Origin of the sequence: Bradyrhizobium liaoningense (assembly GCF_018130825.1) — a bacterium.
Taxonomy (GTDB): Bacteria; Pseudomonadota; Alphaproteobacteria; order Rhizobiales; family Xanthobacteraceae; genus Bradyrhizobium; species Bradyrhizobium liaoningense_B.
Genome location: NZ_JAFCJS010000001.1, coordinates 960,470 through 973,941 on the forward strand (window position 1 = coordinate 960,470; position 13,472 = coordinate 973,941).

The 13,472-nt window shown below is 65.9% G+C and carries 8 protein-coding genes; 6 read left to right on the plus strand and 2 right to left on the minus strand.

Annotated features, from left to right (window positions below; all coding sequences use genetic code 11):
• The first annotated feature begins 28 nt into the window (after positions 1 to 28).
• Both JQ603_RS04665 and JQ603_RS04670 read left to right on the plus strand, forming a co-directional pair.
• A complete protein-coding gene (locus JQ603_RS04665) occupies positions 29 to 1,723 on the plus strand; it encodes a methyl-accepting chemotaxis protein (RefSeq protein ID WP_212336890.1) in 1,695 nt (564 codons plus the stop codon).
• 270 nt (positions 1,724 to 1,993) lie between these two features.
• Complete coding sequence (locus JQ603_RS04670; RefSeq protein ID WP_212336891.1) at positions 1,994 to 3,688, plus strand: methyl-accepting chemotaxis protein; 1,695 nt, start codon at positions 1,994 to 1,996, stop codon at positions 3,686 to 3,688.
• A 26-nt stretch (positions 3,689 to 3,714) separates the two neighbouring features.
• Here JQ603_RS04670 and JQ603_RS04675 read toward each other — a convergent pair whose 3' ends face one another.
• Positions 3,715 to 7,533 carry a YhdP family protein gene (locus tag JQ603_RS04675; protein WP_212336892.1) on the minus strand — a complete coding sequence of 1,273 codons (3,819 nt, stop codon included), beginning with the start codon at positions 7,531 to 7,533 and terminating at the stop codon, positions 3,715 to 3,717.
• Positions 7,534 to 7,728: 195 nt separating this feature from the next.
• Here JQ603_RS04675 and JQ603_RS04680 point away from each other — a divergent pair, with 195 nt between their 5' ends.
• Positions 7,729 to 8,403 carry a peroxiredoxin gene (locus tag JQ603_RS04680; RefSeq protein ID WP_212336893.1) on the plus strand — a complete coding sequence of 225 codons (675 nt, stop codon included), beginning with the start codon at positions 7,729 to 7,731 and terminating at the stop codon, positions 8,401 to 8,403.
• Between the two features lie 112 nt (positions 8,404 to 8,515).
• Positions 8,516 to 9,883 carry a M23 family metallopeptidase gene (locus tag JQ603_RS04685; RefSeq protein ID WP_212336894.1) on the plus strand — a complete coding sequence of 456 codons (1,368 nt, stop codon included), beginning with the start codon at positions 8,516 to 8,518 and terminating at the stop codon, positions 9,881 to 9,883.
• 27 nt (positions 9,884 to 9,910) lie between these two features.
• Here JQ603_RS04685 and JQ603_RS04690 read toward each other — a convergent pair whose 3' ends face one another.
• The gene (locus tag JQ603_RS04690) at positions 9,911 to 10,549 is read right to left on the minus strand and encodes a TetR/AcrR family transcriptional regulator (protein ID WP_212336895.1); all 639 of its coding nucleotides are present in this window, start codon (positions 10,547 to 10,549) and stop codon (positions 9,911 to 9,913) included.
• 279 nt (positions 10,550 to 10,828) lie between these two features.
• Here JQ603_RS04690 and JQ603_RS04695 point away from each other — a divergent pair, with 279 nt between their 5' ends.
• Entirely contained in the window at positions 10,829 to 12,328 is a 1,500-nt protein-coding gene (locus tag JQ603_RS04695; RefSeq protein ID WP_245003373.1) for an efflux transporter outer membrane subunit, read from the plus strand.
• A gap of 17 nt (positions 12,329 to 12,345) precedes the next feature.
• A complete protein-coding gene (locus tag JQ603_RS04700) occupies positions 12,346 to 13,470 on the plus strand; it encodes an efflux RND transporter periplasmic adaptor subunit (RefSeq protein WP_212338188.1) in 1,125 nt (374 codons plus the stop codon).
• Positions 13,471 to 13,472 lie beyond the last annotated feature (2 nt).

Genomic DNA, 13,472 nt, shown 5'->3' on the forward strand with positions numbered 1-13,472 from the left:
GCAATAACAACCATTTGTAGAGGCCGCGATGAAGCTGCTCAGCCATCTGAAGATCCGCACCAAGCTCGCCAGCATGGTCTGCCTCGCGGCGCTCACGGTGACGGCCATCATCGGCGTATCGACCGTGCTCAGCAAGAGCCGCATGATGGAGGACCGCGTCCAGCAGATGCGGACCGCGGTGGAGCTGCTCTACAACTACGCACAATCGCTCCAGGACGAGGTTGCCGCCGGCAAGCTGACGCAGGCCGAGGCCAAGGCCCAGTTCCACCAGCGCGGCCGCCGCATGAGCTTCAACGGCGGGCAAGGCTACCCCGTCGTCTACAATCCCGACACCTCGCTGTTCGTGAACGGCGCCAACCAGCAGCTTGAAGGCAAGATCACCGGCGCGACCGACTCCAACGGCGTTCTCATCGCCGACGCCATCCTCAACGCGGCCAATCAGAATGCGCAGGGCGGCGTGGCCTCCTATCTCTATCCCCGCCCCGGCCAGACCGAGCCCGTGCGCAAGACCGTGTTCACGCGCAAATTCGTCCCCTGGAACGTGACGATCAGCTACGGCCTTTACGTCGACGACATCGACGCCGACGTGCGCGCGCTGACGCTGGAGCTCGCTGCGATCGGCGTCGGCCTGATGCTGCTGATGGCGACGCTGTCCTGGCTGATCGCCCGTGACGTGCTCGGCGCGCTCGACCGCCAGAAGAACCGCATGCAGGCGATTTCCGAAGGCGCCATCGACAAGCCGGTCGAAGAGACCGACCGCGGCGACGAGATCGGCCGCATGGCAGAGACGCTTGAGGTGCTCAGACAAACCGCGCTGACGGCTCGCACGCTGGAGGCCGAGCAGGTCGCCGCCAAGTCCCGCAACGAGCAGGAGAAGCGCGAGGCCCTGATTGCGCTTGCCGACCGCTTCGATGCCTCCGTCGGCCAGCTCGTCGGCCTGATGGCCTCCGGCTCCGGCGAGCTCGAGACCACCGCCAAGTCGATGTCGTCGACCGCCGAAGGCACCAACCGCCGCGCCGCCGTGGTCGGCTCGGCCGCCACCGAAGCCAGCCAGCGCGTCCAGACCGTGGCCTCCGCCGCGGAAGAACTCTCCTCCTCCATCACCGAGATCAGCCGCCAGGTCGCGCAGTCCGCCGAAGTGACGGGGCGCGCCGTCGACAGCGCGCGCCGCACCGACACCATCGTGCGCGCGCTCTCGGACGGCGCCCAGCAGATCGAGCACGTCGCCGAGCTGATCTCCAGCATCGCAGCTCAGACCAACCTGCTCGCGCTCAACGCCACCATCGAGGCCGCGCGTGCCGGTGAAGCCGGCCGCGGCTTTGCCGTCGTCGCCTCCGAGGTGAAGTCGCTGGCGAGCCAGACTGCGGAAGCCACCCGCGAGATCGGCGACAAGATCGCGCAGATCCAGGGCGCCACCAAGGAGGCCGTCGACGCCATCGGCGGCATCACCGCCACCATCGAGGAGGTCAGCCGCATCGCCACCTCGATCGGCGCGGCCATCGAGGAGCAAGGCGCCGCCACCGCCGAGATCGCCCGCAGCGTCTCGCAGACGGCGGAGGCGACCAAGGAGGTCACGACCAATATCGGCGGCGTCTCGACCGCCGCCAACGAGACCGGCAACGCCGCCGGCATGGTGCTCGCCGCAGCTAGCAACCTTTCCAAGCAGGCCGAGCAGCTCACCGGCGAAGTCGGAACGTTCCTGAAGGGCGTGCGCGCGGCGTGAGCCGCGCGACATCCGTGGCTCGAACACGACGATGCATCGACGAATCGATGCATCGATTGATGCCAGCGCTCGAGCGCGCAAACACGATCACAATCCATATTTTTCCGGACACGTCGCCGCAGGCGTTGGCGTCTCGCCTGCATATGCGTGTCCATGGCTGCGCGGATTGCGGTGCGCTCGAACACGCCATCCCCTGCGTTCAGGAATGGTAAGAACTTCCTGATACGGCTGCGCGAGAACAAGCATTCTACAACCGTTCCCGAGGCCGTCATGACGCTGCTCAGTCACCTGAAGATCCGCACCAAGCTCGCCAGCATGGTCTGTCTCGCGGCGCTCACGGTCACCGCGCTCATCGTGGCATCCGCCTATCTCAGCAAGACCCGCATGCTCGACGATCGCGCGCGCCAGATGCAGACGGCGGTCGATCTGCTGCACGGCTTTGCGCAATCGCTCCATGACGAGGTCGCGGCCGGCAAGATGACGCTCGCCGACGCGCAGGCCCAGTTCAAGCTGCGCGGACGGCAGATGAAGTTTGGCGGCGGCCAGGGCTACCCCGTCGTCTACACCGCCGATTCAACCGTCATGATGAACGGCGGCGCGCCTCAGCTCGAGGGCAAGAACAACGGCATCAAGGATGCCAATGGCATCGTGATCGGCGATGCCACCGTCAACACGGCGAGGCAAGCTCCCGAAGGCGCCATCCTGTCCTATCTTTTCCCGCGTCCGGGCGAGACCGTTCCGGTTCGCAAGCTGGTGTTCGCCCGCTACTTTGCGCCCTGGAACGTCGCAATTGCCTACGGCCTCTATGTCGACGACATCGACGCCGACGTGCGTGCGCTGACGCTGGAGCTAGCCGCGATCGGCGTCGGCCTGATGCTGCTGATGGCGACACTGTCCTGGCTGATCGCCCGCGACGTGCTCGGCGCGCTCGACCGCCAGAAGAACCGCATGCAGGCGATCTCCGAAGGCGCCATCGACAAGCCGGTCGAGGAGACCGACCGCGGCGACGAGATCGGCCGCATGGCCGAGACGCTCGAAGTCCTGCGCCAGACCGCGCTGACGGCCCGCACGCTCGAAGCCGAGCAGGTTGCCGCCAAATCCCGCAGCGAGCAGGAGAAGCGCGAGGCCCTGATCGCGCTTGCCGACCGCTTCGATGCCTCCGTCGGCCAGCTCGTCGGCCTGATGGCCTCCGGCTCCGGCGAGCTCGAGACCACCGCCAAGTCGATGTCCTCGACCGCCGAAGGCACCAACCGCCGCGCCGCCGTGGTCGGCTCGGCCGCCAATGAGGCCAGCCAGCGCGTCCAGACCGTCGCCGCCGCCGCCGAGGAGCTCTCCTCCTCCATCACCGAGATCAGCCGCCAGGTCGCGCAATCGGCCGAAGTGACGGGGCGCGCCGTCGACAGCGCGCGGCGCACCGACACCATCGTGCGCGCGCTCTCGGACGGCGCCCAGCAGATCGAGCACGTCGCCGAGCTGATCTCCAGCATCGCAGCTCAGACCAACCTGCTCGCGCTCAACGCCACCATCGAGGCCGCGCGTGCCGGTGAAGCCGGCCGCGGCTTTGCCGTCGTCGCTTCCGAGGTGAAGTCGCTGGCGAGCCAGACTGCGGAAGCCACCCGCGAGATCGGCGACAAGATCGCGCAGATCCAGGGCGCGACCAAGGAGGCCGTCGACGCCATCGGCGGCATCACCGCCACCATCGAGGAGGTCAGCCGGATCGCCACCTCGATCGGCGCGGCCATCGAGGAGCAAGGCGCCGCCACCGCCGAGATCGCCCGCAGCGTCTCGCAGACCGCGGAGGCGACCAAGGAGGTCACCACCAATATTGGCGGCGTCTCGACCGCCGCCAACGAGACCGGCAACGCCGCCGGCATGGTGCTCGCCGCCGCCTCCAACCTCTCCAAGCAGGCCGAGCAGCTCTCCGGCGAAGTCGGGACGTTCCTGAAGGGTGTGCGCGCGGCGTAGGGGACGAACTACAACGTCCCCCGCTTCTATCGCCGCGCGAGGTTACAGCCGCTCGACAGCTGACGCGTCGAGCCGGTCGAGCCGTCGCTGGACTGCGACGGGAATTCCTCGAACGGCGAGTTCTGCTTGCCGGTGTTGAACTCGAAGATCTTGCGGAACAGGCCGGGCGCCATCGCCGAGATCGGATTGACGCGCATCACGGGCGCGGCCGGCGTGCCGACAACCTCATAGGTGACGCCGATCAGGCCCTCATTGTTGCCGCCGCCGAGGAAGATGCCGAACAGCGGAATCTGGCCGAAGATGTTGTTGACGCCGTACATCGGCACGAAGGTGCCGCTCATGCACACCTGGTTGCCGGGATAGTCGATCGAGCCTTCGATGGTGGCGCCGATCATCGGGCCCTTGACCACGCCGTCGCGGATCGTGAGCGCGCCGTTCTGCCGGGTGAACTCGGCGCGGAGCGCACTGAAGGAGACGCCGTTGCCGGTGCCGTTGGGCGCGCCCGCGGCGACGCGCTCGAGCTGCGCCTCGCCCTTCACGGTGAAGTCGCGCACGTTGATGAGGCCCTCGCGCGAGGTGTTCGGCTCCGACGTCGGCGGCTCCATCGCCACCACCATCTGACCGCCGACCGCCTTGGTGTAGGTGTCGGTGAAGCGCAGCAGCGCGCCGGCATCGTTGGTCTGGAGGTAGATCACCTCGCGATTGCCCTGGGCACGGCCGCCGCGCAGATCAGCCGCAACGGGCGTGTCGCGGCCGATCTTGCCGCTCAGCGTGAAAGCCTTGATGGCGCCGCTGCGCTTGGACATCTTGGCATCGACGCTGCGCATCGCCTCGCCGTTGAACCCGGCGACCGCGCCGAGCTTCACGTCGATGTCGAAATCGATGTTCTTCAGCTTGCTCTTGTCGTCCTTGGAATTGCCTGAGATCGCCGACTTCAGGAAGCCGCGGCCGTCGAACACGTCGCCGCGCATGGTGCCGCGCACCACGCCATCCTGGCTGCGTTCGACCTTCAACGACGCCTTGTCACCGTCGGACGGCGCATAGGTCGGGAAGTTCGCGTTCAGGAGATCGCCATTCGGATCGACCTCGAGCGAGCCCTTGATCGAGGCGCCGCCGCCTTCGATGACGATGTCCTCGAAGCGGGTCGACTGCGCCGTCGGCACCACCTTGAAGCTGGCCTTGCCGGACTTGCCCGGCAGCTTGACCCAGCCGGGCAGGATATTGTCGAGCTTGACCGAGGTCAGGTCGGCCTCGACGCCGAGCTTGGTCGTCTGGTCCGCGCTGCTCGCGATCTTGCCCGACAGCTTGATTGGCAGCGAGCCGCTGACGGCGGGGCTGAGATCGAAGCCGAGGCGCGCGCGGCTCGCATCGTCCAGCGTCGCCTGCAATCTGACGTCGGCATCGCCCTCGGCCTGCTTGCGATAGTCGAGCGAGGCGGCCTGCCCGTTGATCTTGACGTCGCCCTTGACCTGGTAGCCCTGGTTATTGGCGGCGATCTTCAGATTGTTGGCCTCGAGCTTCTGGTTCATCACCAGCTTGTCGGCGGCAAAGCCATTGAGATCGGCGGTCACGGCGTAGGTCGTGTCGGCCTTGGTCAATTCGCCCTTGACCGGCATGCCGAGCTGGATGCTCGCCGAGAACGTACCCTTGCTGGTGTTGGGATCGACCACGGTGGCCGACAGATCGCTCAGTCGATCGTTCGAGAGCATTTCGGCCGCCGCAGGCACCGGACCGTCGACGCGGAACCTGGTGCGCGAGGGCGACGGCTTGGGCGCCATGTCGGGCACCTCGAAGGTGAAGTCGGAGATCGTGATCTTGCGACCGGCCGGCGTGTCGGCAATGCCCTGCCCGATATTCACCGTCGCCGTGCGTCCGGTCACGCGCGCCTTGAGGTCGGCATCGCGCACGACAGGCATGCCGTCCACCGGGCGGACTGCGACGCCGCTCGCGACGATGTTGACCGACAGGCCGTCGTCGGGGATCGGCGGTCCCTTGCGTGGAAGGTTCTTGACCGGCGAGTTGATGCCGATCTCGATGCGCTGCAGCGTGCCGCGCTCGATCCGTTCGATCACCCATTCACGCAATTCGGGGACGATCAGCGTCGGCCACATCCGCTTGAGCGCGGAGGCCGACATCGGCGTTCCCGCAAAGCCAAGCGTGAGCCGCGGCTCGCCCGAATAGTCGATGGCGCCGGTGCCGGCGACGCCGATCTCGCCGTTGGAGACATCGGCCTGCGTCAGCAACAGGCGCTTGTGGTCGGTGTCGAAGCGGAAGCCGATCGCGATGCGGTTGAAGACGAGCGGCGGCTCGTTGTCGATACCGCCAAGAAGGATCGATCCGCCGCTGAAGCCGAGCTGCCAGTCGTTGATGTTGCCGTTGGGCGGCTCGACATGGGCCAGAAGCGTCAGGCGGTTGGCGCCGGAGAGGATCTTGAAGGGTGCCACCAGCACCCGCCGGTTGGCGTCCCATTCGACGTTGATCTCGGCGGAATCGATCGCCATCGGATAGTCGGGCGTGTCGGTGTCGATGATGTTGCCCGCGCCGACCGCGATCTTGCCGCGGAAGAAGGTCGGCACACCGTCGCGGCCGAGCTCGCCCTTGAGCTCGCCGGTCAGCGGCAAATCGGCGGTATAGGTGAGATCCTTCACCCGCAGCGCGAGGAGGATGTTGGAGGTCGAGACCTTGTCGGCCTTGATGTCGACCGAGCGCACGCCATTCTCGGCGGGACCGATCGTGGCGCGCAGCATCCAGGGCCGCGCGCCCTCCTCGCCGAGGCTGAGCGCGACGCCGCCGTGGCTCGGCCGGCGCAGGCTGAGCGTGATGTTCTCAAAGCTCCATTTGCTGCCACGCTGCTGATCGTCGACGATCAGATTGCCGTTCTTCAGACCGATCTCGTTGAGATTCTGACCGTCGAGGCCGGTCATGCTCAGACTGTCGAGCCAGTCGAGGCCCTGGAGGATCCCGCTCTGTGCGCTCGCCTGAGGCGCGCCTTGCGATGCGGCTTGAGATGGATCCTGGCCCGCCGGCGCCGTGGCGAATGGCGGCGGCGGAACGCCGTTGCGCGGAAACGTCGGCGGCAGGCCCGCATCCTTCTTGGAGGCAACGCCGGTTGCCAGCGGTTTTGCGGTGTCGCCGGCCGAGACCGTGACGGTGCCGTCGGGTGCGATGCGGATCGCGAGCTCGGCATCGACGAGATTGAGGCTTTCCGCGCGCAAATGCCCCATCAGCAGGCCGGCGCCCGACAGCCTCACCTCGGCCTTCGGGGCGCTGGCGACGATGGCATGGTCGCGGTCGCGCACGATGATGTCGCGGATGCGCACGGCGATACGGACCCGCCCGGCGCGCTCGATCTGGGTGCCGCCGACCTCGACCGTGTTGCCGTGGCCGATATTGTCCTCGATGGCGGCGGCAAGCCAGGGCGTCGCGATGTCGAGATTGATGGGGCCGGCGCCGAGCCGCCACCACAGCGCGCCGAAACAACCGACGAAGATGACGATGAGCGCGCCGACGACGACGGCCAGCCGCTTCAGCCAGCGACCGCCGCCCAGCCAGCGGGGCAGCGACCCGAATCCGTCACCAAAGCGATGGAGGCCCGAATTGGAACGCGACAACAGCCGGCGCGCCCGATGGCCCGCCGCCGCTTCCTGATCCGGATCCCAGTCGGCCTCGTCCCATTCCTGCGGCTCAGGTTGGCCGCCGCGCCGATCGAAATCCCGATTGTAATCCTGGGGCGACGTATTCCTTGCCATTGCCTCTCGATACAGGCGCCCATCGTAAGATTGAACGCCGCCGGGACCGCAGCCGTCCACGGGACGCGAAGCCCCCTGCGCCGGCACTGCCGCCATACCTCGAATATTCCTGCTGTTCGTCATTTCGCCCCGGGAGCGCGTTCAACGAGCAGTGGGGTGGTGCGTGGAATTCCTTGTAACCATACTCCGGCGTCGTCAGACTTGCCCAGCCAAGGGCGCGATTCCGGCACACCGGACGAGAGCTGCAATACCGCTTCGGTTGACCCGTCGAAAGCGTCGAAAGGAAGGCGTATGTCCAAGAAATCCCGAAAGAAATCGTCCAAAACGCCCTCCGGCAGTGCAACAGCTAAAAAGAAGGCCCCGAAAACCAGGGCAACAACTCAAACAAAGGCCGCGAAAACACAGCGGGCACCGGCCAGCAAATCAACCGCGACCATAGCAAAGACAGCATCGCATGGGGCCGCATCGAAACAGTTAAATTCCTCCAAATCGACCTCTGCGGCGAAGCTGACCGAAGGTCAGAAGGCGCCCGCCTTCCGCCTGCCCCGCGATGGCGGCGGTGTGGCGACGCTGTCGGACTATGCCGGCCGGAAGCTCGTCCTGTTCTTCTATCCCCGCGCCGACACTCCCGGCTGCACCCGGGAAGCCATCGACTTCACGCGCCTTGCAGGTGCCTTCGCCGACGCCGGCACCGCCGTGCTCGGCGTCTCCGCGGATTCGTTAAAGGCCCAGGAGAAGTTCCGTGACAAGCACAGCCTCGGCGTCCCCCTGATCTCGGACGAGAAGCACGAGATGCTGGAGGCTTATGGCGCGTGGGGCGAAAAATCCATGTACGGCAAGAGCTTCCTCGGGATTCTTCGTACCACGGTACTGGTCGGAAGCGATGGCAAAGTGGCCAGGGTCTGGCGCAACGTCCGGGTCGACGGCCATGCCGACCAGGTGCTGGAAGCGGCAAGAAGTCTTTAACCAGCCCGTTAAGTTCTAGCGGTTCCGTTTCCGGAAAATTAACCATGACCGGCCCAGATTGCTGCGGCAATTAGGCCGCAAGGAACCCATCCGACCGGCGCCGGGAGTGCCGATGTCGAAAAGTTCTGCCCAATATTCGCAGTACCCCCAGCATCATCCCCACGACCACGGACGGGCCTTCCATCGGCGTCCCGTCCCTGTCGCGGCGGCCGCCGCGATCCCCCTTCCCGACGCCGACGACGCCTACACCATCGTCCATCACGGCAAGCAGGTTCGCCTCGGCCCAGTCGTGTTCTGGATCGTGGTCGGCACCATCGTGCTGCTCGGCCTGTGGTCGGCCGCGACCGCCACCTATTTCGCTTTCCGCGACGACGTGCTGACCCGGCTGATCGCCCGCCAGGCCGAGATGCAGTACGCCTATGAGGACCGCATCGCCGAACTGCGTGCCAAGGTCGATCGCACCACCAGCCGCCAGCTGCTCGACCAGGAGCAGTTCGACCAGAAGCTCGACCAGATCATGAAGCGCCAGACGGCGCTGGAGTCCCGGGCGACGGCGCTGGGCGCCATGCCTGACGTGACCGGATCGATCCCCCGCGCGGCGCCGCAGCGTGGCGACGCCGGTCAGGGCGCGACCCAGGGCACGCCAAAACCGTCGCCGATCAGCGACACCGTGATCTTCGTGGCACCGCCGGATCGCGAAGCGCGACTCGAATCGCGCGCCCCCGCCACCCTGGCTCCGCCGACCAGCCAGTTCGCCAAGAACCAGGGTTTCGACAACGTCCTGGTTCGCCTCACCACCTCGCTCGATCAGGTCGAACGCCGCCAGATGGCAGCCCTCGGCGCTGTCGAGGAAGGCATGGATTCGCGCATGCGCCGGATGCGCGGCGTCGTCAGCGATCTCGGCCTCAACCTCGCCAGTCTCGAAGCCGCCGTGCCGCGCAGCGCGATGGGCGGACCGTTCGTCCCGGTCAAGCTGACGGCCAACGCCGGGCCGTTCGAGAAGCAGCTCAATCGCATCAACACGACCCGTGCCGAGATGGACAGGCTCAACCGCACGCTGGCGCTGGTGCCGTATCGCAAGCCCGTCATCGGCGAGGTCGAGTTCACCTCCGGTTTCGGCGTGCGCAGCGATCCCTTCCTGGGCCGGCCCGCGATGCACACCGGCCTCGACTTCCGCGCCGCGACCGGCGATCCCGTCCGCGCCACCGCCTATGGCAAGGTGGTCTCGGCGGGCTGGTCCGGCGGCTACGGCCGCATGATCGAGGTCGACCACGGCAACGGGCTCTCGACCCGCTACGGCCATCTCTCCGAGATCAACGTCAAGGTCGGCGAGATCGTGAAGATCGGCCAGGTCGTCGGTCTCGTCGGCTCGACCGGCCGTTCCACCGGTCCGCATCTGCACTATGAGACCCGCATCGACGGCGAAGCGGTCGATCCGCAGAAATTTTTGCGCGCCGGCGTGCGCCTCAGCGCGGGCTAGGTCCGGGCTCTACCGTGCGAACACGCATCAGACACGAGGCTGGCACGCCTTCAGGAAGAATTTGAGCCCAGCCTCGATTCCCTCCTCGACCGCTTTTTCGGTGAGTTCGCTGAGGCCGAGGACAATCATCAGTGGCAGTTCGCCGCGGATCAGCGACAGGAATTGCGTGGCGGCTTCCATCGGATCGTCGAATTCGAGCAGCTTCTGGGCCCTGGCTTCCTCGAGAAATCCGGATAGTCGCCGAATCGTCGCCTGCGGTCCGCTTTCATAGAAGAGCCGGGCGAGCACGGGAAACCGGCCACTCTCGTTGGCGATGATGCGGACGAAAGCGAAGTCCTTTCCATGAATGAAGGCGCTCAGGTACTGCTTGGCGAATGCGCGCAGCGCCTCGGACAATCCAGCCGACAGCTGGGGCAGCGGCAAGTCGCGTTGCAGGCTCTCACACTCCGCAACGATTAAAGAAGCGAACAAGGCCTCCTTGCTCGGAAAGTACGCATAGAGCGTGGCCTTCGAGACGCCAGCGGCTTTCGCGATGGCGTCCATGCTGGTCGCGGAAAATCCCTGGTCGAGAAACATCTGCCACGCCGCACGGGTGACGATGTCCATCTTGCGGCCCGCCGGTACGCTCGACTGCTCAGGAGCAGCAGGGGCGATCGTGTCGATCAATGTCAGCTCTCCGTCGGCTCGAGAATCGGTGTGGTCGGTATCGAGGTGCACAATGACCGCGCATCAACAACTTGAAAGAACAATGAGGCAGTCCGGACGTGGCCCCGGGCGCCATAGCACTCACACGGTTGTCATAAAACTAAACAGTTCAGTACCATTGACAAGACCCCGCGACCGCGACAAGTACTGAACGGTTCAGTTTTATCCAGGGCCCGGATGTCGTTCAGAACATTTCTCCGCATAGGCGGCTTAATTCCTCTGGTTCAGGCCACGATCTCCTTGGGCGGCTGTGCGGTCGGCCCGGATTTCGAAACGCCAGCTGCGCCGGCGGTCAACGGCTACACGGCGGACGGACTGCCCGCGACCCCGGCCGCGGGCGGCCCCGGCGGCACAGCGCAACGCTTCGTGAGCGGCTCGGACGTGCCGGCAGTCTGGTGGCAGGTGTTTCGCTCACGGCAGATCGCAGCCTTTGTCCGCGAATCGATCGACAACCACCCTGATCTTGCCGCCGCGCAAGCAGCGCTCCGCCAGGCCCGCGAAGTCGCGGCAGCCGACACCAGCGCGCTGCTGCCGTCGATCACCGGGAGCGACAGTGCGACTCGCAGTCAGGTGCCCGCGGCAGAGTCCGGACAGGCCGGCTCGTCGTCTCCCTACACCCTCTACAAGACGTCGGTGCCAGTTTCGTTTACGCCCGACATCTTCGGGGGCAAGGCGCGCGGGATAGAATCCGACCTCGCCTATGCCGAATACCAGCGCTTCCAACTCGAAGCGACCTACCTGACGCTGACCGCGAATGTCGTGACGACGGCGATCAGCGATGCCTCCTATGCGGCTCAAATCCGCGTCACCGAGGAGCAGATCGAGGGGCAGCGTCAGCTGGTCGCGCTGCTCGAACAGCAATTCGCACTCGGCGCCGTCTCCAACAGCGACGTCCTGACCCAGAAGGCCCAGCTTGCACAGACCGTCGCGACTCTTCCGCCGTTGCAGAAGTCGCGCGCGCAAAACCGCAACCAGCTGATGGCCTATCTCGGCCGGCTGCCGAGCCAGGACAAAGGTGAGGCGGTCCCGCTGGCAAATCTGCGCCTGCCGCGCGACCTTCCGGTCAGTGTCCCGTCGCTGCTGGTGCGGCAGCGCCCGGACATCCGTGCGGCGGAAAGCCAAGTGCATCAGGCCAGCGCCAATGTCGGCGTTGCCACTGCCAACATGCTTCCGAACGTCACGCTGTCGGCCTCGGGGGGCAGTTCGGCATTGGCGCTGTCAGGACTTTACGGCCCGCAGTCAGCCGCCTGGAGCGTGGCCGCGAGCGTCACGGGACCGATCTTCGATGCCGGCAACCTGTTCCACACCAAGGAGTCCAAGGTCGCGGCGATGGAACAGTCCGCCGCGAAGTATCGCTCGACCGTGATCACCGCATTCCAGAACGTGGCCGACGCGCTCCGCGCGATCCAGTCGGACGCTGCGCTGCTGAGGGCCCAGGTCGAGGCTGAGAAAACCTCAGCCGAAAGCCTGAAAATGTCCCAGGCCCAGTTCAAGGCCGGCTCCACCACGTTCATCACCGTCATCAACGCCGAACAGACGTTGCTGACGGCGCGGCTCAACCGTGTGAAGGCGCAGGCCTCGCGCTATGCCGACACCGTGGCGCTTTACCAGGCCCTCGGCGGCGGCTGGTGGAATCGCGTCGATGAGACTCCCGCAGCCGAGGTAAGGCCCGCGGGCATTGCCGCGATATTCGTTCCCGCCGGGGCCCTGCCGGCACCACCGCCCCCGCCAGCCAACTGATGCGAAAGCTCAAAGCCATGTTCAAGCGCATGATCATCATGCTGTGTGTCATCGGAGCGGTGTTTGCCGCCCTCGCCTGGTTCGTCAATTTCCGCGCCGGCATGATCAGCCAGGTCATGGCCTCGCTCGCCGATCCGCCCCAGACGGTGTCGACGACCGCTGCGCAGTTCAGCGACTGGCAGTCGGCATTGACCGCCATCGGCACATTTCGCGCCGTGAACGGCGCCGATCTCTCGCTGCAACAGCCCGGCATCGTCGACAGCATTCATTTCGAATCCGGCAAGGACGTCGCCGCCGGCGACGCCTTGCTCGATCTGCGGATGGAGGACGACGTCGCCAAGCTGCAATCGCTCCAGGCCACCGCCGACGGCTACGGCATCACGTTGCGGCGCGACCAGGGCCAGCTCAAGATCAATGCGGTGAGCCAGGCCACCGTCGACAGCGACGCCGTGAACGAGCGCAACGCGCTGGCCCTGGTCGCTCAGCAGCGTGCGCTGGTGGATCAAAAGACATTACGGGCGCCGTTCGCCGGCCGTCTCGGTGTGCGTCAGGTCGATGTCGGCCAATATCTGACCGCGGGCACCACCATCGTCACCCTGCAGGCTCTCGACCGTCTCTTCGTCGATTTCACCCTGCCGCAGCAGGCGATCGATCAGGTCAAGGTCGGACAGACGGTCGTCGCGCGCGTCGACGCCTTTCCGGACCTCAGCTTCAAGGGCGTCGTGCAAGCGTTCAACTCCAAGGTTGATCAAGCCAGCCGCAACGTTCAGGTCCGCGCACTTTTTGACAATACGGACCGCAAGCTCCTGCCCGGCATGTTCGCACGGATCGATGTGCGCGTCGGCCAAACCGCGAGCTATCTCACGCTGCCGCAGACCGCCATCGTCTACAACACGTATGGCGAGTCGGTGTTCCTCGCCGTCAAGAGCGAGGCACCGGGCAAGCAGGGTTTGGTGGCCCGCCAGACCTTCATCAAGACCGGCGCCACCCGTGGCGATCAGGTGGCCGTGATCTCGGGTCTCGATCGGGACGCAACCGTCGTCACCGCAGGCCAGATCAAGCTGCGCAACGGCACCCTGCTGAAGGTCGACAACTCCATTCCCCTGGCGAACGATCCCAATCCCGCCCCCGCCGATCACTGAGG

What these genes read in the sequence shown, in the direction of transcription:
- JQ603_RS04665 (WP_212336890.1), top strand. Translation starts at nt 29, where the DNA reads ATGAAGCTGCTCAGCCATCTGAAGATCCGCACCAAGCTCGCCAGCATG.
- JQ603_RS04670 (WP_212336891.1), top strand. Translation starts at nt 1,994, where the DNA reads ATGACGCTGCTCAGTCACCTGAAGATCCGCACCAAGCTCGCCAGCATG.
- JQ603_RS04675 (WP_212336892.1), bottom strand. Translation starts at nt 7,533, where the DNA reads ATGGCGGCAGTGCCGGCGCAGGGGGCTTCGCGTCCCGTGGACGGCTGC.
- JQ603_RS04680 (WP_212336893.1), top strand. Translation starts at nt 7,729, where the DNA reads ATGTCCAAGAAATCCCGAAAGAAATCGTCCAAAACGCCCTCCGGCAGT.
- JQ603_RS04685 (WP_212336894.1), top strand. Translation starts at nt 8,516, where the DNA reads ATGTCGAAAAGTTCTGCCCAATATTCGCAGTACCCCCAGCATCATCCC.
- JQ603_RS04700 (WP_212338188.1), top strand. Translation starts at nt 12,346, where the DNA reads ATGTTCAAGCGCATGATCATCATGCTGTGTGTCATCGGAGCGGTGTTT.